Source organism: Burkholderia cepacia GG4, assembly GCF_000292915.1.
Taxonomy (GTDB): Bacteria; Pseudomonadota; Gammaproteobacteria; order Burkholderiales; family Burkholderiaceae; genus Burkholderia; species Burkholderia cepacia_D.
In genome coordinates, this window is the sequence record NC_018514.1 from 1584024 (window position 1) to 1602841 (window position 18818).

The window sequence follows — 18818 nt, forward strand, 5'->3', positions numbered from 1 at the left end:
GTTGCGCTCGACATACCAGGGAGTTGCTGAGATCCGCCGGAATCACGCGACGTTGGGACCGCGGCGAACGTGACGGATTCAATTCACGACGCCGATGATTGTGCTCTAGTGCCGGCACCGAGTCGCCATCTACAGTAATGAGGCGCCCGTCAATTCGACACGGACACTTCTTTTATCGACGAACGATGATGATCGCGCCAGAAGGAGATCGCGTGTCGATCCATTCGGGGACGGATTGACCCCATTTCATGCAGTGCCGCCAAAATTGCTCGGCGATGTACTTGACGGGTCGGTCACGCGGAGAAGAAATACTCGCCCCGCTCATTCGCAGCGGTTCCAAGCATGTCGCTGCCTTCGACGCCTGTAGGGATGAGATTAGAGGGCCGTACCACGGTTCCGGCGACGACCGCCGATTCGCCGGTGATGCCGTTCGCGAGCCGCCAGATCTCCTCCACGAAGCCACGGCGCTTCGAGCCCTCGATCGGCTCGCCGAGGTTCTCGGCGACCGCGAGCGGCTGCGGCTCGTGCGGCAGCTCGCGCAGCCGCACGCCGCCGAACGCGTCCTCGAAATCGGCCGGCGCGACGCGGCCCTTGACCGGCTCGAGCGGATTGTTGAGCACCATCGACAGCAGCCGCTCGCCCGGCAACTCCTTCACGAAGCGCGCCAGCCGCGCGGCCTCGTACGCGGCGTGCACCGAGCGGTCGGCGACGATGTAGACGAGATCGGATGCCTCCAGCGCATCCTCGAACAGCCTGCCGGTGCGCTCGCCCACGTCGAACAGCACGTAGTGGAAGCGGTCCTTCAGCATGTCGACCAGCTGTGCGAGCGCATCGTCGCGCAGCGTTGCGTCGTCGCCGTACGCCAGTTCGGCCGACAGCACGTGCAGGCGGTCGCCCTTGGTGACGAACATGCGGTCGAACAGCGCCTCGTCGGGACGCTGCTCCATGCTCAGCAATTCGATCAGCCCGTTGTTGCTCGACAGCCCGAGCATCGAGTTCGCGCCGCCGCCATGCAAGTCCAGGTCGACGTACGCGACGCGGCGGCGCTTCTCGCCCGCCAGGCAGCGCGCGAGGCTCACCGCGATCGTCGTCGCGCCGACCCCGCCGCGCGCGCCGACGAAGCTGACGATCTTGCCGGTGCGCACCTGCACGACCGATTCCGTCGCGGTCAGCGCGCGCCGCATCAGCTCGACGGTCAGCGGCTTCACGATGTAGTCCTGCACGCCGATGCCGAGCAGGTTGCGAAACAGCCCGACGTCGTTCTGCGTACCGATCGCGACGACCCGCACCGACGGATCGCACACGTCCGCGAGCCGCATCAGGTCCGACACCGGCAGCACCGAGTCCGACACGTCGACGATCAACTGGCGCGGCGAACGCTCGTGCTGCTGCAGCAACCGGATCGCGTCGTCGCAGTTGCCCGGCTGTACGTGGGCCCGCGAGATCGACAGGTCCTGCACGACGCGACGGATCACGTCTTCGCTACCCGCATCGGACACGACCGCGACGACATCCGCCGCTCCGGCGGCGGCGGCGCGCTTGGCGTTCTGGCGATCGAGGACGTTCATGGGCAGCATCGCAATGGCCTCGGAAGTGGGTCAATGGCCGGGCGAGCCGGTCGTCGTCAGCGTCTTGTCGGGCGCCGGCTGCTTCACGCGATCCTCGACGTAGCGGCGCACCGCGTCGGCGGCGACTTGCGCGTCGGCGCCGCCGTACGGCACGGGCGCAACCAGATCCTCCGGCCGCGCCAGCATCGTCGCGAGATTCGTATACGTCGCGCAGCCGAACGGCACGCCGGGCCGCCCGAACCCCGCATCGACCAGATGCGACGGCTGCATCAGCTTCGCGCAGTCGGGCGGCACCGCGTGCACGCCGTCGAAGCCGATCGCGCGTGCATCGGGCAGGTTGAGCGGCGGCGGCGCCGACAGGCAGCCTGCAAGCGCCAGCGGCAGCAGGACGGAGACGGTGGGTCGGATTCGCATGTGCGCTCCTCCGGTCAGTACACGAAGCCCGCCGCGCCGACGAGGCGCGGCGTGTCGCCCGACAGCAGGTCGAGCCCGAGATTGCGCTGCACCGCGAACTCGAGGTCGCTGCTCGGCCGCGCGACGGTGTCGAGCGCCTGCTCGAGCTGGCCGGGCCCGGTCGGCTGAACGATGTACGGCGTCACGATCACGACGACCTCGGTCTTGTTGTCCTGGAAGTTCTTCGACGAAAACAGTCGGCCGATGATCGGCAGCCGGCCGAGCCCCGGGATCTGCGATACGGTGTCGGCCGTCTGGCTCTGCAGCAGCCCGCCGATCGCGAAGCTCTGCCCGCTCGACAACTCGACCGTCGTCTCGACGCGCCGCACGCTGAGCCCCGGCACCGTGACGCCGCCGGTCGTCACGCTGTTGTTCGAGTCGACCTCGCTCACCTCCGGCCGTACCTTCAGGCTGATCCGGTTGTCGGCGAGCACGGTCGGCGTGAAGTCGAGCGACACGCCGAACGGCTTGAACTCGACCGTGATCGCGCCGGTCGTGGTGCCGGCCTGGGCGACCGGAATCGGAATCTCGCCGCCCGCGAGGAAGCTCGCGGTCTGGCCGGACATCGCCGTGAGGTTCGGCTCCGCGAGCATCGTGATCAGGCCTTCCTGGTCGAGCGCGTCGAGCACGACGTCGATCGACCAGCGCCCCGCGTGGAAGCCGCCGAGCACCGAATACGCGCCGGTCGGCGACAGGTTGAACAGCTTGGTCGTCGGATCGATCAGCGTGCGCCCGTTGAACAGCCCGCCGATGAAGTTGCCGGCCGCGCCGAGCGAGCTCCAGTTGATGCCGAGCTGCTGCGTGATGTTGCGGCTCACCTCGGTCACGCGCACGCGCAGGTTCACCTGGATCGGACGCGACAGCGTGAGCCGGTTGACGATCTTTTCCTTGTCGTGCAGGTACGGCGTGAGCGACTCCATCACGGCGTCCGCGTCGGCCGCGCTCGGCACCTTGCCCGACACCATCAGCGAGCCCGGCGCGCCGGACACCGACAGCTTCAATTGCGGAAAGCGGCTGTCGAGCACCGCCTGCAGCGACGCGGTGTCGACCTGCACGATCACGGTCCTGCGCAGGATCGGCCGATGGTTCGCGCCGAGCGCGATCAGCGTGGTGGTACCGGCCTTCTTGCCGAACACGAACACGGTGCGTGGCGACGGCACCTGGATGTCCGCGATGCTCGGGTCCGCGACGAACATCGCCGTCGCGGGTTCGGGCAACGACAGCATCTCGCCCTTGCCGGTCGCGATCGACAGCGCCGCGCCGGCATCCGCCGCTTGCGTGCGCTGCGCGAGCGCGACACCCGGCGCGACGATGCAGGCCAGGCACCAGAAAGCGATCCAACGAACCATGCGCACCATGCGTATTCCCGTCAAATGCCGGCCGCCAGGCGGCCGGCCCGAATCGTCACCCCGTCACGCCATCACTGCGGCGCCACCACCCGCGGCAGTTGCGCCGTCACGTCCGCGGCGGCATTGCCGCCGGCCGGCGCAGCCTGCATGCCCGGCCACCCGGACGGCAGCGGCGGCACGCCCGGCGCGCCAGTGCCGCCGCCGCGCGAGCCGTCGTCGACCGACGAGCCGCGATAGATCACGACTGTATTGCCCTGCGATGTCGGCCGCGCGCCGCCATCCGTCCGCTCGGACGGTGCGCGTGCCGCTTCGCGGGCCGCGCGCGACACGTCGCCGGCCCATACCGGTGGCGTGTCGGGCTCCGGTTCGTCACCGCCCGCCGCCTGGCGGCGGTCGCTCGTCGCGAAACTGCGCAGCGCCAGCGACAGCGAACCGAGACGCGTCGCGACCAGCACGACCTGCGCGGTGCGCGGCGCGACCTCGAGCGTGACCGTGCGCGCGCGGACCGGCACATCTGGTGCGCTCACGGGCGCGGGCGCCTTCGCACGCTGGAATTCCGAGCCGACCGCGAGCACGCGCGCGCGCCGCACGACCGTCTCCGCTTCGAACGTGCCGGGCGTCGTCGCCGAACCGCCGATCTGCTGCGTGAGCACCACGTCGACGAAGTCGCCCGGCTGGATCAGCCCGGCGTTGCCCGACACGTCGTCGACCGGCACCGAGATCGCGCGCATGCCGGGCTGCAGCGCGGCCGCGAGAAAATCCGGCGCGCCGGCCGGAATCACGTTCTCCGCACGGATCGGCGCACCGGCGTCGACGCGGGTGCGCAGCAGCGCGCCTTTCAGGTCCGCGCCCGGTTGCGACTCGACGAACGCGCCGGGCGGCAGCTGGGTGCGCGGCACGCGCTTCCACGCGAGATCGTTGTCGCGCAGCAGCAGCCCTTCGGGCAGGTCGGCCGCCGCGACACGCACGCGTGCCTCGGCCACTTCGCCGGGTGCCGACGGCGTCGACGCGGCGACGTACAACTGGCGCAGGATGAACGCACCGATGCCGGCAGCGATGATCAGCACGGCCATTCTCAGGGGTTTGGGCATGGCGGCGTGCGGCCCCGGTTAGGTAAGCGAAACCGCGTGAGGAAACGGTGCCCAGACGGCCAGCGCGCCGCCGAGCGAGAGCGCGACGCCGTATGGCACGCCGCGCGTCGCGAGCGCACGCGCCGGCGCACTACGACGCTGCCGCGCGACGACCGCAAGCGCGGCAAGGCCGCACGCGGCGCCGCTCGCACCGACGATCGTCAACACCGGGAGCGCCAGCGTCGGGCCGGCCCACAGGAATACCGCCGCCGCCAGCTTCACGTCGCCGCCGCCGAGCCAGCCCGCATGACGCAGGCCGCCGAACAGTAGCAACATCGCCGCGGCGGTCGCAATGTGACCGGCGAGTTGCGCGAGCCCGTCGCGTGCGAGCGCCGCCGCGACGAGATACAGCATCGCGAACGCCAGCACCGTGCGATTGGACAGGCGTCGCTCGCGCAGGTCCTGCGCAGCGAGCGACACCAGCACGAGCGTCGCCGCCGACTGTACGAGAAAGAGCATCGGAGAGCCGTCCGTCGGCGCGCCCCGGCTGGATACGTCGTACCGCTGCGGATCCGTGTGTTCGTCGGCGGCGCGCGGGTTCAGGAGATCAGATCAGCGCGGTGACCTTGTTGATCAGTGCCGTAAACACACTCGGCAAGCCACCGGTATTGCTGCTGAGAATCACGCCGACCGCCGCGAGTGCGACGACGACGATGCCGGCCAGGACCGCATATTCGAGCGAGCTGACGCCACGTTCATCGCGCAGCAGGGACTTGACGTATTGCAGCATGACAACCTCCGTGTGACGAGGTCGGTGATCGACCGTTGAATGTAAAGACGCGGCGTTGCTTCGGTGGCGGCGCACTGCGTTCGCCCATTCTCGACTCATGCGGCGGCCCAGGCATCGGGCCGTTCGCATACCCCGGAATCCTTTCGATCGTTGCGACGCGCGCATGCGGCAACGGCATCGGCCGCTTCATTCAATTCGCGCGTCTGTTGCGTCTAGGGTATACACAATTTCGTCGGCGATTTCAAATAATTTAGCGTCAGAGTGCATTTATGGACAGCCCCCTCCAACAATGAAATACACGCGCGTCATTTACCCCTTTTCCGTCGCGGTGCGTTAGGCCGCGCAGGGCTTGGCGTAAGAATGTTAATACCGGCATGCATTATTGCGACCGCGGCACAATTCAATGATTTTGATTCGGTTTTTAGATATGCCGCGGGATTCGAATGGGCGAATTCAAACGGCCCTTTCACGCGTGTTGATCGGCAATCTTTTCGCGCATCGTGCGCCCGCCTCAGAAAATATTACGCAGCCCGATCATATTGGCTGATCCAGGTTGACTGCCCTCTCGCCAACGATCGATGCACTGCCGATCGGCGTGCGAGACCCGCACGCCGCGCTCGCACGCGTCGCCGTTTCCACGCGGCAATCGCGTGATTTGCCAACCCGAAAAGTGGCGATAAGCATAGTTCAAATCGTTGCTTGTCCCGCGCCGGAAGCGTCCTCCAGAATGGTTCCACGCCCTCCGGCCCGACTTCCACTCCTCGCTACCCGACGCGCCATGATCGATCGATTCCCGTCTCCGCTGCGCCTGCTGCGATCGCTGCTGATCGCGACCCTCGTTGCCTTGCCGGCTGCCGCCGCGCACGCCGACAAGCCCGCCACCATCCGCATCGGCGTCGCCCAGCAAGGCGCCGGCGATCCGCCGACCTTCGGCGGGTCGAGCGCCGCCACCGTGCAGCTCCAGCAACGCGTCGAACAGGAATTCGCGGCCGACGGCATCAAGGTGCAGTGGCTGTTCTTCAAGGGCGCGGGACCGGCCGTCAACGAGGCGATCGCCGACAACGCGCTCGACTTCGCGTACCAGGGCGACTTGCCCGCTGTGCTCGCGCGTGCGAACGGGATCAAGACGCGCCTGCTGCTCGCGGCCAGCGTGCGCTCGGGCGTCAAGATCGCGGTGCCGCCCGACTCCGACATCCGCTCGATCACGGACCTGAAAGGCCGCCGCGTGTCGATCTTCCGCGGCACCAACCTGCAGCTCGTCGCCGACAACGCACTCGCGAAGAACAACCTCGGCGAGCGCGACCTGCGCGTGATCAACCTCGACTCGGCGAGTGCGCTCGCCGCGCTCGCGTCGAAGGGCATCGACGCATCGGTCGGCGACTATCAGCTGTACAAGCTGCGCGACGCGGGCCTCGCGAAGATCATCTACGAATCGCAGAACGACGGCCCGCAGCTCACGCGGCAGACCCACCTGCTCGTGCTCGATGCGTTCGAGCGCGCGCATCCGGACATCGTGCAGCGCGTCGTCACCGCGTTCGTGAAGGGCGCGCAATGGTCGTCCGACGAGGCGAACCGCGACGCGCTGTTCAAGCTGTGGGCGAAAAGCGGCGTGCCGTACACGTCGTGGCAGGCCGACTATGCGAACCAGCGCCTGAAGGACCGCCTGTCGCCGCTGATCGACCCGTTCGTGATCGCGCGCTACAAGGCCGTCGCACAGGATGCACTGAAGCTGAAACTGATCCGCCAGCCGGTCGACGTGGACGGCTGGTTCGAGCCGAAGTATCTCGACCATGCGCTGCGCACGCTGAAGCTCGAACAGTACTGGCCGCGTTACGACGCGGCCGGCAAGCCCATCGCCTGACCCGGACCGTCCCGATGAGCGACACCGCGATCCCGATTCCGTCGTCCGGCCCGCAGGCGCTCGCCGCACGGCCGTCCCGCGCCGCGGCCGCGAAGCGCGTGGCATGGCTGCTCGCGCCGTGGGCGCTGCCCGCGCTGCTGTTCGCCTTGTGGGCCATCGGCAGCGCACGCGGCTGGATCGCGCCGCAGATCCTGCCGCCGCCCGAACGGGTGGCCGACTCGCTCGCCGAACTCGCGGCGAGCGGCGATCTCGCGCGTCATACGCTGATCAGCCTGCAGCGTGTGCTGGTCGGCTTCGCGGCCGGCACGCTGCTCGGCTTCGGCATCGGCACCGCGCTCGGCCTGTCGCGCACGCTGGAGGCCTACGTGCTGCCGAGCTTCAACGCGCTCGTGCAGATTCCCGTGCTCGGCTGGCTGCCGTTCCTGCTGCTGCTCGTCGGCGTCGGCGAGCCGCTCAAGTACCTGCTGATCGCGCATGCGGCGCTCGTGCCCGTCACGATGAGCACGTTGCAAGGATTCCGGCAGACGCCGCCCGCACTCGACGAAGTCGCGCGCGGGTTCGGCTATACGCGCCGCCAGCGCATCGTCCATGTCGTGCTGCCGGCCGCCATACCGACGCTCGCGACCGGCGTGCGGCTCGCATTCACGAAGTCGTGGCTCGCGCTCGTCGTCGTCGAGCTCGTCGCGTCGTCGGAAGGGCTCGGCTACCTGATCGTGTACGGCCGCCAGTTGTTCCAGCTCGATCTCGTGATGGCGGCGGTGATCGTGGTCGGCGCGGTCGGCCTCGCGATCAACCGGCTGCTCGACGCGCTCGAAGCACGGCTGCGCCGCGGCGTGCCGTCCGCGTTCCGCGGCTGAACCCGACTCAAGGAGCCTTCCCGTGCCGCTTTCCGTCACGTCGACACCCGACGCCGCAACGCCCGCCGTCGCGATCGCCCGTCGTCTTCGCGCGCCCGACTGGCGCGGTTTCGTGCTGCCGCTCGCCGCGTTCGCGCTCTGGTGGGCGGTCGCGTCCGCCCATCTCGTCAAGAGCGGGTTGCTGGTGGGCCCCGCCGACGTGCTGCACACCGCATGGACGCAGGCGAGCAGCGGTGCGCTCGTCCGCGCGCTGTCCGCGTCGCTGGCGCGTGAAGCGTGCGGCTTCGCGATCGGCGCGGCCGGCGGCCTGCTGCTCGGCGCCGCGCTCGGGCTGTCGCGCATCGCGGCGCGCGTGGTCGGGCCGAGCTTCGATACGTTCAAGCAGATCTCGCTGTTCGCGTGGATTCCGCTGATTTCCGTGTGGTTCGGCCTCGGCGACGTCGCCAAGGTCGTGTTCCTGTCGCTCGCCGCGCTGCTGCCGGTCACCGCGCATACCTGCGACGGCTTCCATGCGGTGCCGCGCGCGTACGTCGACGTCGCCCGCGCGCTGCGCTACTCGCGGCTTCAGCTCGTGCGCTACGTAATCCTGCCCGCCGCACTGCCATCGATCTTCACCGGACTGTATCTCGGCCTCATCTACTCGTGGCTCGCGACGCTCGGCGCCGAATACCTGCTCGTCGCGGGCAGCGGGATCGGCAACACGCTGATCGACGGCAGCGAGCAATTCCGGATGGACCTCGTGCTGTTCGGGATCATCGTCGTCGGCGTGACCGGCTGGGCGCTGAACGCGCTCGCGCGCGCGCTCGAGCGCAAGGTGCTGGCCCGCCGCGGCAACCTGCACCGCTGATCGCCCTCTTCCTTCCTGTCGCTTTCTTTTCCGCCATGACGACCCTCGCTTCCGATTCGCTCGATATCCTCCACGTGAGCAAGCGCTATGCGCAACGCGGCGCGTCGCTCGCCGTGCTCGACGACGTGTCGCTGCACGTGCGTGCCGGCGAATTCGTCACCATCGTCGGCGCGAGCGGCTGCGGCAAGTCGACGTTGCTGCGGCTGATCGCCGGGCTCGATACCGACTACACCGGCGAAATCCGCGCCGGCGACGAGCCGGTGCGCGACACGTCGCTGCAGCGCGGGATCGTGTTCCAGGATCACCGGCTGTTCCCGTGGCTGACCGTCGCGCAGAATGTCGAAGCCGCGCTGCGCAACGCGCCGCTCGATGCGGCGGGCAAGCGTCGCGCCGTGGCCGAGCATATCGCGCTGGTCGGCCTGAACGGCTTCGAGCATGCGTACCCGAACCAGCTGTCCGGCGGGATGGCACAGCGCGTCGCGATCGCGCGCGGCCTCGTGAACCGCCCGCGCGTGTTGCTGCTCGACGAGCCGTTCGGCGCACTCGATGCGCAGACGCGTGCGCGGATGCAGAACGAGCTGCTGCGCATCTGGGAGCAGGAACGGATCACGATGGTGCTCGTCACGCACGATGTCGACGAAGCCGTCTATCTCGGCGATCGCGTCGTCACGATGGCGCCGCGTCCGGGGCGCATCGCACACATCGTCGACGTCGCCTTGCCGCGCCCGCGCCGGCGCGATTCGCCGGAATTCGCACGGCTGCGCGACACGGTGCTCGCCGATTTCGACGATCGCGAACCGCCGGGCGACGGCGGCGCAGGCGGAACCCGCGCCGGCGCAGCGGCGGCTCGCAGGATCGGCGCGTGGCGGCTCGCGTGGTAGCGCCGTGACGAGGCCAACGTGACGCGGCCGGCCCGGCCTGTGGTCGCACGCGAATCGCTCAGCATGACGACGCATATCGATCATCACGGCGCACGCTAAGGTTGTGACGATTCATCGGTTCCGGTTCCGCGCGGCCCCTGCTTGAATGGAGACTCGATCGACCCGACCCAGGAGACTCCCGATGTCCGAAGTCCAGCACGCCGCTCAACCGTCATCGCATGTTTCGCACGCCGCCGCACCGCACACGGCCGCCGCCCCGCTTCAGCTCCGCCAGGTTGCCGGCTGGATCGGCGCCGAGATCGCCGGCGTCCGGCTGTCGGGCACGCTCGACGACGCGACGTTCGACGCGATCCAGGCTGCGCTGCTGCGCCACAAGGTGCTGTTCTTCCGCAACCAGGGCCATCTCGACGACACCGCGCAGGAAGCGTTCGCGCGCCGCTTCGGCGATACCGTCGCGCACCCGACCGTGCCGTCCGTCGACGGCAGCGCACACCTGCTCGAACTCGATTCCGCGCACGGCGCGCGCGCCAATTCGTGGCACACCGACGTGACGTTCGTCGACGCGTACCCGAAGGTGTCGATCCTGCGCGCGGTCGTGATCCCGCCGTTCGGCGGCGACACCGTGTGGGCCAACACGGCCGCCGCGTACACGCACCTGCCGGATTCGCTGCGCGCGCTCGCCGACACGCTGTGGGCGTTGCACACGAATGCCTACGACTACGCGTCGACGCACGTGCATGCCGACGACACGCAACTGAAGCGCTACCGCGACGTGTTCACGTCGACCGTCTACGAAACCGAACACCCCGTCGTGCGCGTGCATCCGGAGACCGGCGAGCGCACGCTCGTGCTCGGACACTTCGTGCAGAAGATCAAGGGGCTGTCGTCGCAGGATTCCGCGCATCTGCTGCAGGTGCTGCACGAACACGTGACGCGCCTCGAGAACACCGTGCGCTGGAACTGGCAGGAAGGCGACGTCGCGATCTGGGACAACCGCGCGACGCAGCACTATGCGATCAACGACTACGGCGATGCGCGCCGCGTCGTGCGTCGCGCGACCGTTCACGGCGACGTGCCGGTCGGCATCGACGGCCGCCGCAGCGTCGTGCTGAAAGGGCCGGGCGCGACGTTGCAATGACGTTCTCCGCACGGTGGCGGCACCGGCCGCCGCCGTGCTGGCTCCCCTCGTGCAGCCCTGTACTCCCGCATGCCCAACCGGAGGATCCGACCATGACCTTCCCGCCACCGGCCCGACGCGTGCACGCGCAACGATGTCGCCGGCCGTCCGCCCCGTCCACTTCCGCCAGGAGCGTCGCATGAGCGCCCTACTCGAACCCGCCGCCCAGCCGGTCGACGTGATCCCGCTGTCCGCCCACATCGGCGCGGAAATACGCGGCATCGACCTCACCGAGCCGTTGACCACGCTGCAGATCGCCGCGATTCGCGCGGCGCTGCTGAAGTGGCGCGTGATCTTCTTCCGCGAGCAGTTCCTCACGCACGAGCAGCACGTCGCGTTCTCCGCGCAGTTCGGCAAGCCGACCGTCGGTCATCCGGTATTCGGACACGTCGACGGTCATCCGGCCGTCTATTCGATCGCGAAGCATCGCAAGGCGACGCGCTTCGAAGGCGAGCCGGTGCGCCGCCCATGGACGGGCTGGCATACCGACGTGACGGCTGCCGTCAATCCGCCATGGGCGTCGATCCTGCGCGGCGTGACCATCCCGCCATACGGCGGCGACACGCATTGGACCAACCTCGTGCGTGCTTACGAGACGTTGTCCGCGCCGCTGCGCGGCTTCGTCGACGGCTTGCGCGGCATCCATCGCTTCACGCCGCCGGCCGGCGCGCGTGCCACCGGTGCGTTCGACGAAGCCGTCGAGCGGCGCCCGCTCGTGACCGAGCATCCGCTGGTGCGCGTGCATCCGGAGACCGGCGAACGCGCGCTGTACGTGAGCCCGAGTTTCCTGAAGTCGATCGTCGGGCTGACGCCGCGCGAGAGCCAGGCATTGCTCGAACTGCTGTGGGAACACGTGACGCGGCCGGATTTCACGATCCGCTTCAAGTGGGAACCGCGCAGCATCGCGTTCTGGGACAACCGCGCGACCGCGCACCTCGCGCCCGTCGACATCTTCGATCTCGACTTCGACCGCCAGCTCTACCGCACGACGCTCGCCGGCGACCTGCCGGTCGGCCCCGACGGCCGGCCATCCGTCGCGCTCGAAGGCTCGCCGGTCGAGACAGCGGCCGCGGTCGCCTTGAACTGACCCGCACCCTGACCGCCGGCGCGCCATCACGCGCCGGCCTGTCTTCCCTCGTTCAGTCCAGCCACACGCCGTCGAACCGGTGCCCGCCGAGCGGCGAGAACGTGAGCCCGTGCACGCGCTTCGAGACCGGCAGCGACACGATCGACGTCGCGATCGGCGTGAACGGCACCTGGTCCTTGAACACCACCTGCGCCTGCTCATAGAGCGACGTGCGTTTCGCGACGTCCGCATTCGTGCGTGCCGAGCCAACCAGCCGCTCGAAATCCGCGTTGCACCATTTCGCGAGGTTGCTGCCGTGCACCGCGTCGCAGCCGAGCAGCGTGCCGAGCCAGTTGTCGGGATCGCCGTTGTCGCCCGACCAGCCGTACAGGATCGCGTCGTGCTGCCCGTCGCGTTTCGCGCGGCGGTTGTATTCGCCCCACTCGTAGCTGACGATCTTCGCACGCACGCCGATCTTCGCCCAGTCCTGCTGGATCAGTTGCGCCATCAGCTGCGCGTTCGGGTTGTACGGACGCTGCACCGGCATCGCCCACAACGTCAGGTCGAAGCCGTTCGGGAATCCCGCTTGCGCGAGCAGCGCCTTCGCGGCGGCCGGATCGCGCGGCGCGTCCTTCAGGCGCGGGTTGTACGACCATTGGCTGGGAGGCATCGGGTTCGTCGCGATCTTCGCGTCGCCGTTGAACACGGTCTTGATGATCGCCGTCTTGTCGATCGCGATATCGAGCGCGCGCCGCACGTCGACGCGATCGAGCGGCGGATGCTGCGTGTTGTACGCGACGAAGCCGACGTTGAAGCCCATCCCCGAAAACAGCGTCAGCTTCGGGTCGCGCCGCACCGTTTCCAGGTCGGCCGGCCGCGGGAACACCGACACCTGGCACTCGCCGGCCGCGAGCTTCTGCAGGCGCGCGGCCGGGTCGGGCGTGATCGCAAACACGAGATGCGCGAGCTTCACGTCGTCCGGCTTCCAGTAGTCGAGGTTCGCGTCGTAGCGGATCACCGCGTCCTTCTGGTACGCGCGCAACAGGAACGGCCCGGTGCCGACCGGGAACTGGTTGATGTCGGCCTCGCGATGGCGCGCGGTCAGCTGCGATGCATATTCGGCCGACAGGATCGACGCGAACGCCATCGCGAGATTGCGCACGAACACGACGTCGGGCGACTTCAGCACGAAGCGCACCGTGTAGTCGTCGACCTTGTCGATGCGCTCGATGTTGCGGTCGAAACCGAGATCGCTGAAGTACGGGAAGCTGACCGGATAAGCCTTGCGGAACGGATCGTCCGCATCGAGCATCCGGTGGAACGTGAAGACGACGTCGTCGGCCTGGAACGGTCGCGTCGGCTTGAACCACGCGGTCGTCTGGAACTTCACGCCGCGCCGCAGGTGGAACGTATAGACGCGCTGGTCGGACGACACGTCCCAGCTCGTCGCGAGCGACGGTTCGAGATCGAGCGTGCCGCGCTTGAACTGCACGAGTCCGTTGTAGACCGTGTACGTGCTCGCGTCGAAATCGGTGCTGGTCGTATGCTGGCCCGGATCGAAGCCGGCCGGGCTACCTTCGGTGCAGTACACGAGCGTCTTGCCGGCCGGCGCGGCAAACGCGTGCGTAAGGCCGCCGGCGAGCAGCAGCGACGCGGCGATGCGGCGCAGCGACGCAACGACATGGGGCGCGCGCCGCGCACGATGCGCGGCGGATGAAACGAATGGAGTCTTCATGGTGGCGGTCGTGAAAGAACTGTCATGCGAATGACGACCGCCGATCTTCGCGCGCCTCCCGCCGATGGCTTACCAATTAATTCCGCGTTGCTTATCGCGGCGGATGCATCCCGCTGCCGTTGCATGAAAATGTCCATGCGAGCGCCGGGGATATGCCGATGCGCGCCGATGCAGCGGCCCGCATCGCGCCGTGCGTCGACGTCGTGTGCCAGTCCCGTCGCGCCGCCTTCCGTCCCCCTGCAGGTTCTCCGGAATCGGCGCATCGTATCGATTGGCCAACGCCGGTACCGGCGCGCGGGAATCCGCCCGGCGCGCGTGTTCCGGCACGGCGTGCCTGCCGGCGCGTCGCCGCTTCCTGGAGGACCCACGATGTCGATCAGTCCCGATACGCCCGCTCGCCCCGTGAAGTCGCCGGGCCCCGATCATCCGATCACGATCGAAGCGCATCCGTCGCGCGTGGTCGTGAAGGTCGCGGGCAAGGTCGTCGCCGATACGCGCCATGCGCTGGCGCTGCGCGAGGCGAGCTATCCGGCCGTGCTGTACATCCCGCGCGAGGATGCCGACCTGTCGCTGCTGCAACGCACCGACCACGCGACGTACTGCCCGTACAAGGGCGATTGCGCGTACTACTCGATTCCGGCCGGCGGCGAACGCGCGACCAATGCGGTGTGGACGTACGAGCACCCGTATCCGGCCGTCGAATCGATTCGCGCGCACCTCGCGTTCTATCCCGATCGTGTCGACTCGATCGAGGAAAGCCCGCTCGGCACGGATTGAGTGCGCGGCAACGGCACGCCGCATGCCGGGCCGTCGTCCCCGCATCGGCCCGTCGCTGATTTGCATATGCGGATTCATTGGTTGGCCGCCGGCCCGCGCGGACGTATCGTCCTGAATCCGGCGCGGGCCGGCCGGCTGCGCGCATCGGCCGCATCCGGTTTCCGTCCTGCGCCGACCGCGCCCCGCGCGGCCCGTGAACCCGCAAGCAGGACGCCCCGATGAACGACACACCGCACGCAGACGTTGAAACGACCCCGGCGAACCCGCGCCGCCGCCAGTGGCTGCACGGCGCGGCCGCCGGGCTGGCCGGGCTCGCGCTCGGCCCGCTCGCGGGCCTGCCCGCGCAGGCCCAGGGCAACAGCACGCGGCTGCGCATCGGCTTCCAGAAATACGGCAACTTCGTCGTGCTCAAGGCGCGCGGCACGCTCGAGAAGCGGCTCGCGAGCCAGGGCGTGACGGTCCAATGGCTCGAGTTTCCGGCCGGCCCGCAATTGCTCGAGGGGCTGAACGCCGGCGCGATCGACGTCGGCACGGTCGGCGAGACGCCGCCGATCTTCGCGCAGGCAGCGGGCGTCGAGTTCGTCTATATCGGCAACGAGCCACCCGCACCGCACGGCGAGGCGATCGTCGTGCTGCCCGATTCGCCGATCCGCACCGTCGCGCAGCTGCGCGGCAAGAAGGTTGTGCTCAACAAGGGTTCAAACGTCCACTATCTGCTCGTGAAGGCGCTCGAACACGCGGGCCTCACGTATGCGGACATCCAGCCGATCTACCTGACGCCCGCCGACGCGCGCGCCGCGTTCGTGCAGCGCAGCGTCGACGCGTGGGTGATCTGGGATCCGTATCTGGCGGCCGCCGAGCGGCAGCTCGGCGCACGCGTGGTCGCGAACGGCGACGGGCTTGTGCGCAACACGCAGTACTACCTCGCCGCGCGCAAATACGCGGCCGCGCAGCCGCAGGTGCTGCGCGCGCTGCTCGAGGAAGTCGACGCGGTCGATCGCTGGGGACGCGACCATATTCCCGAAGTCGCCGCACAGTTGTCGCCGCTCGTCGGCCTCGACGCGCCGACACTCGAAGTCGCGCTAAAACGCGCCGGCTACGGCGTGCAGCCCATCACCGACGCGACGCTCGCGTACCAGCAGAACATCGCCGACGCGTTCAGCACCCTGAAGCTGATTCCCGGCAAGGTGACGGTCGCCAACGCGCGCTGACGCGCCGCCGATGCGACCCGTTACGGCGCACGCGCCGCGCCGATCCGCCGCCACTCGTCGTAATCGGTGACGAGGCCCGCGTCGTCGACCGCGATGTCGGCCGCATACGTGCCGCTCGCGTAGCGGTACGTGCGTTCCGCCGTGCGCGCATAGCGCTGCTCGCCGCGCACGAACTCGAAGTCCGGGAAACGCAGCCACGCGGTGCAGATGACGGCCGACGCGCCGACGCCCAGCCCGAGACGCCGGATCGGCAGCGTGTTGGTCGACGGGCTGAAGCCGAGGTCGATGTCGGTCGCGCCATCGAGCGCCGGCGCGTGGCCCCCGTCGATCGTCCAACGCCCCGCTTCGCATCCGATGTCGAGCTGCCGCGGCGGCGCCGTGCCGAGCCAGCGCGTCACGCGCACCGAACGCGTGAGCCAGTCGGTGCCGCATGCGATCGCATAGTCGACGCGAAACGGCGTGCCGCCGATCGCGCCCGCGACCGAACCCGACAGGTCGAAACCCGCGCGTGTCTCGACGAGCCGGCACCACTCGGCCGCCTGCCAGGTCTGCACGATCTGCCATGCGACGCATCGCGTGCGCGTCGCTTCGTCCTGTTGCGTCATGTCGTCTCCCGTCGATCGATGCGCGCGGTCGGTGCGATCGCACCGGACATCGATTCTCGCTCAGGCGGTCGACAAATACACGCGGCGATGTGCAACGCGAGCAGCCCGCGCGATACGCGCCGGCGCGTGCTGCGCGTCGATCTTCCGCACGCCGCGGTGCTTTCGTGAACCGCTACCCATGCGCGGATCGATTCATTCCAGATGGTCCTGTCTATTCTGTTCGTAGAGGTTCAACGTTCCGGCTCAACTGATCAGCGATGCGAATCACCCAGTTGTTGAAAAAGCGAAGCATCGGAACAGGCGGAGGCATCCGAACCCGACCAACGCCAAGGAACACCTGAAGCAACGTCGCCGGAAATCGGCGTTGAAGCGGGAGCCTGACTCGGGGAAAGAGACGAATGCGGTGCATCGGGGAAAATCGCCCGGCCCGCGCGCATCGCCGCGGTTGTCGCATGGCGTTGCCCGGCAGCCGGCCCTTCGTGGGCGCATGCGCGAACCACGTCCCGTCAACCACGGCAGGTCGCGGCGAAGGTCAATGCGTGTAAGGGTTTGGCGGTAGCCCGCGCGGCCGATATCCAGTATCGGCCTCACGCGCATCATCCAGCGAAAGCGGCTTTAGTACCATCTTCCGTTTGGAAATTCGATCGAAACGCGAAATAATTTCCGGATGGTTGTGAATGTGCTTTATTTTCCCGACGATCCATCGCAACTGAATCGAATTACGCATCACTGAAGAACGAATTATCGAATTTCCATACCGATTGGAAACGATCATCAATCAGACAAGAGACGCGACTTCATGGATTTGTTGGCGACAATGCGCATCTACGTCAGGGTCGTAGAGCGCGGAACGATGTCGGGCGCGGCCCGGGATCTGGACATGGGTCAACCGGCCGTGAGCGAGCGCATCGAGAAGCTCGAGAAATTTCTCGGCACGCGACTCCTGATGCGCAGTGCACGCACCCTCACCTGCACGGAAGAAGGCCGGGTCTTCTACGAACGCAGCAAGGAACTGCTCGATGCGGCGGAAGACACCATCGCATCGGTATCGAAAACCGAAAACACGCTCAGCGGCACGATCCGGCTCGCGGCGCCGCAATGCTTCGGCGAGGTCGTGATCCCGCAGGCGCTGCTGCAGATCCGCATCGCGTATCCGCAGCTGTACATCGACCTGGTGCTGAACGACAACATCGTCGATCCGGTCACGGAAGGCGTCGACATCTCGATCCGCCTCGGCCAGCTCGGTGACGGCGGCTTCGTCGCGCACCCGCTCGGCAAGGTCGGCCGCATGCTCGTGGCCGCCCCCGCCTATCTCGACCGCTACGGCCCGATCGAAACGAAGGCTGATCTGGTGAATCACCCGTTCATCCGCGTCAAGGGCATCTTCGCGAACGAACAGTTGCCGCTGCAGAGCGACGACAAGACACTCGAATACGCGCGGATCCAGACGGTGATGACGACGAGTCACTGGCGCCCGATGTTCGATACGATCCTGTCCGGCGGCGGCATCGGCGTCGTGCAGGAGCCGGCCTGCATCAATGCGGTCGCGCACGGCAAGCTCGTGGAGCTCCTGCCGCAATACACGATCCCCGACTTCGCGCTCCACGCGCTGGTGCAGGCGCAACGGCCGCTGCCGCCGCGCGTGCGGGTCGTCGTCGATCTGCTGAAGAAGGAAATCCCCGCACTGTTGAGCGCGCGCCAGCCCTGACCACGGTGCCCCGCCCGCGCGGCACCTGCGCACGGCCCGACCGTGCGATACCGTCCTCCTGCCCGGAATAACCGGAGCGTCGCACCCGGTTCGGCGCCCAGCGGCGTGCTCGTCGACCGCGAAGCGCTGCGCGTCACACCGTGGGCACGATGTACGCTCGTCTCGGTCGCGCTCGTTGCGGTCGCGCCCGGGCGGGCGCGTGCCGGCGTGGCCGGTGCAGCAAACGGCTCGTGCGTCGTCGTTGTGATCGTGCCCCGGCCTCATCGCGCACGGCAGCGCCGATGTATCATCGCCGTCATCATGCCCATCCGACCGCTTCGACCGTTCCTGATCGCCACCGCACTCGCCGCCTCCGCCGCCCCTGTCGCCGCGCGTGCGCAGCAGGTCGGCGTGGTCGCCGGTGGCGTCTACTACACGCCGAACACGCATCTGGCGCCGGGCACGTCGCTGCAGATCCTGCCCGACGACGATCAGGGCGTCGCGCGCTGCTGCGCGATGATCACCGGGCCTGCCGCCAAACCCCGCGACCAGATTCTCGACGCGCTGCATGACGACCGGACGATCGCCGCATATGCGCTGTCGGTACCGAAGTCGATTCCGGCGGACACGAGCGGTTTCGGCGTAACCGGCGACGCCCGCTTCGTGCGTCAGGGCGTGCATCCGGAAGCCGTGCTCGACGGCGGCCTGCCGCTCGCGTTCTCGACCTGCACGTCGATCGAAGGCACGCATTACCTTGGGCGCAAGGTCGGCAGCAACAAGTTGCTCGTGCACCTGTATCGATACTTCGACGGCGAATTCGAGTCGAACTGCAAGGATCGCGATTTGAAATAACGTTGGCCGGCCGGCGGCGTCGAGCCGTCGGC

At 68.1% G+C, this 18818-nt stretch carries 18 protein-coding genes and 1 pseudogene; 10 read left to right on the forward strand and 9 right to left on the reverse strand.

Features of this window, described 5'->3' with window-relative positions; genetic code table 11:
- Positions 1–373: 373 nt before the first annotated feature.
- The 6 genes and pseudogenes from GEM_RS22815 to GEM_RS22840 all read right to left on the reverse strand — a co-directional run.
- A pseudogene (locus GEM_RS22815) lies at positions 374–1577 on the reverse strand (AAA family ATPase); the annotation flags it as partial.
- 21 nt (positions 1578–1598) lie between these two features.
- On the reverse strand, positions 1599–1982 hold the full coding sequence (locus tag GEM_RS22820; RefSeq protein ID WP_014899764.1) for a CpaD family pilus assembly lipoprotein: 384 nt from the start codon (positions 1980–1982) through the stop codon (positions 1599–1601).
- Between the two features lie 14 nt (positions 1983–1996).
- Entirely contained in the window at positions 1997–3379 is a 1383-nt protein-coding gene (locus GEM_RS22825) for a type II and III secretion system protein family protein (RefSeq protein WP_014899765.1), read from the reverse strand.
- A 62-nt stretch (positions 3380–3441) separates the two neighbouring features.
- Complete coding sequence (cpaB, locus tag GEM_RS22830) at positions 3442–4461, reverse strand: Flp pilus assembly protein CpaB (RefSeq protein ID WP_014899766.1); 1020 nt, start codon at positions 4459–4461, stop codon at positions 3442–3444.
- 18 nt (positions 4462–4479) lie between these two features.
- Positions 4480–4959: an A24 family peptidase gene (locus GEM_RS22835; protein WP_014899767.1), complete on the reverse strand. Its 480-nt coding sequence runs from the start codon at positions 4957–4959 to the stop codon at positions 4480–4482.
- A gap of 88 nt (positions 4960–5047) precedes the next feature.
- Complete coding sequence (locus GEM_RS22840) at positions 5048–5230, reverse strand: Flp family type IVb pilin (protein ID WP_014899768.1); 183 nt, start codon at positions 5228–5230, stop codon at positions 5048–5050.
- A 778-nt stretch (positions 5231–6008) separates the two neighbouring features.
- Between GEM_RS22840 and GEM_RS22845 the strand changes: the two genes are divergently transcribed.
- The 6 genes from GEM_RS22845 to GEM_RS22870 all read left to right on the forward strand — a co-directional run bounded on the left by GEM_RS22845 (position 6009) and on the right by GEM_RS22870 (position 11940).
- Positions 6009–7091, forward strand: coding sequence for an ABC transporter substrate-binding protein (locus tag GEM_RS22845; protein ID WP_014899769.1), 1083 nt, complete (start codon positions 6009–6011; stop codon positions 7089–7091).
- A gap of 14 nt (positions 7092–7105) precedes the next feature.
- Positions 7106–7948, forward strand: coding sequence for an ABC transporter permease (locus GEM_RS22850; RefSeq protein ID WP_014899770.1), 843 nt, complete (start codon positions 7106–7108; stop codon positions 7946–7948).
- Positions 7949–7970: 22 nt separating this feature from the next.
- A complete protein-coding gene (locus GEM_RS22855; RefSeq protein WP_014899771.1) occupies positions 7971–8795 on the forward strand; it encodes an ABC transporter permease in 825 nt (274 codons plus the stop codon).
- Positions 8796–8830: 35 nt separating this feature from the next.
- Entirely contained in the window at positions 8831–9676 is an 846-nt protein-coding gene (locus tag GEM_RS22860) for an ABC transporter ATP-binding protein (RefSeq protein ID WP_014899772.1), read from the forward strand.
- A 181-nt stretch (positions 9677–9857) separates the two neighbouring features.
- A complete protein-coding gene (locus tag GEM_RS22865) occupies positions 9858–10814 on the forward strand; it encodes a TauD/TfdA dioxygenase family protein (RefSeq protein WP_014899773.1) in 957 nt (318 codons plus the stop codon).
- Positions 10815–10992: 178 nt separating this feature from the next.
- Entirely contained in the window at positions 10993–11940 is a 948-nt protein-coding gene (locus GEM_RS22870) for a TauD/TfdA dioxygenase family protein (protein WP_014899774.1), read from the forward strand.
- Between the two features lie 52 nt (positions 11941–11992).
- On the opposite strand, the gene GEM_RS22875 is transcribed toward GEM_RS22870, so the two are convergent.
- The gene (locus GEM_RS22875; RefSeq protein ID WP_014899775.1) at positions 11993–13654 is read right to left on the reverse strand and encodes an ABC transporter substrate-binding protein; all 1662 of its coding nucleotides are present in this window, start codon (positions 13652–13654) and stop codon (positions 11993–11995) included.
- Between the two features lie 369 nt (positions 13655–14023).
- Between GEM_RS22875 and GEM_RS22880 the strand changes: the two genes are divergently transcribed.
- Together GEM_RS22880 and GEM_RS22885 are read left to right on the forward strand one after the other, a co-directional pair.
- Positions 14024–14431 carry a DUF427 domain-containing protein gene (locus GEM_RS22880; RefSeq protein WP_014899776.1) on the forward strand — a complete coding sequence of 136 codons (408 nt, stop codon included), beginning with the start codon at positions 14024–14026 and terminating at the stop codon, positions 14429–14431.
- Between the two features lie 218 nt (positions 14432–14649).
- On the forward strand, positions 14650–15642 hold the full coding sequence (locus GEM_RS22885; RefSeq protein ID WP_014899777.1) for a sulfonate ABC transporter substrate-binding protein: 993 nt from the start codon (positions 14650–14652) through the stop codon (positions 15640–15642).
- A 20-nt stretch (positions 15643–15662) separates the two neighbouring features.
- On the opposite strand, the gene GEM_RS22890 is transcribed toward GEM_RS22885, so the two are convergent.
- A complete protein-coding gene (locus GEM_RS22890; RefSeq protein WP_014899778.1) occupies positions 15663–16247 on the reverse strand; it encodes a putative glycolipid-binding domain-containing protein in 585 nt (194 codons plus the stop codon).
- Positions 16244–16462, reverse strand: coding sequence for an ESPR domain-containing protein (locus tag GEM_RS32535; protein ID WP_148283928.1), 219 nt, complete (start codon positions 16460–16462; stop codon positions 16244–16246). The genes GEM_RS22890 and GEM_RS32535 overlap by 4 nt, the downstream gene beginning before the upstream one ends.
- Before the next feature lie 584 nt (positions 16463–17046).
- On the opposite strand from GEM_RS32535, the gene GEM_RS22895 reads away from it, so the two are divergent.
- Both GEM_RS22895 and GEM_RS22900 read left to right on the forward strand, forming a co-directional pair.
- Complete coding sequence (locus GEM_RS22895; protein ID WP_014899779.1) at positions 17047–17955, forward strand: LysR family transcriptional regulator; 909 nt, start codon at positions 17047–17049, stop codon at positions 17953–17955.
- 300 nt (positions 17956–18255) lie between these two features.
- Positions 18256–18786 carry a hypothetical protein gene (locus GEM_RS22900; protein WP_014899780.1) on the forward strand — a complete coding sequence of 177 codons (531 nt, stop codon included), beginning with the start codon at positions 18256–18258 and terminating at the stop codon, positions 18784–18786.
- Positions 18787–18818: the final 32 nt, after the last annotated feature.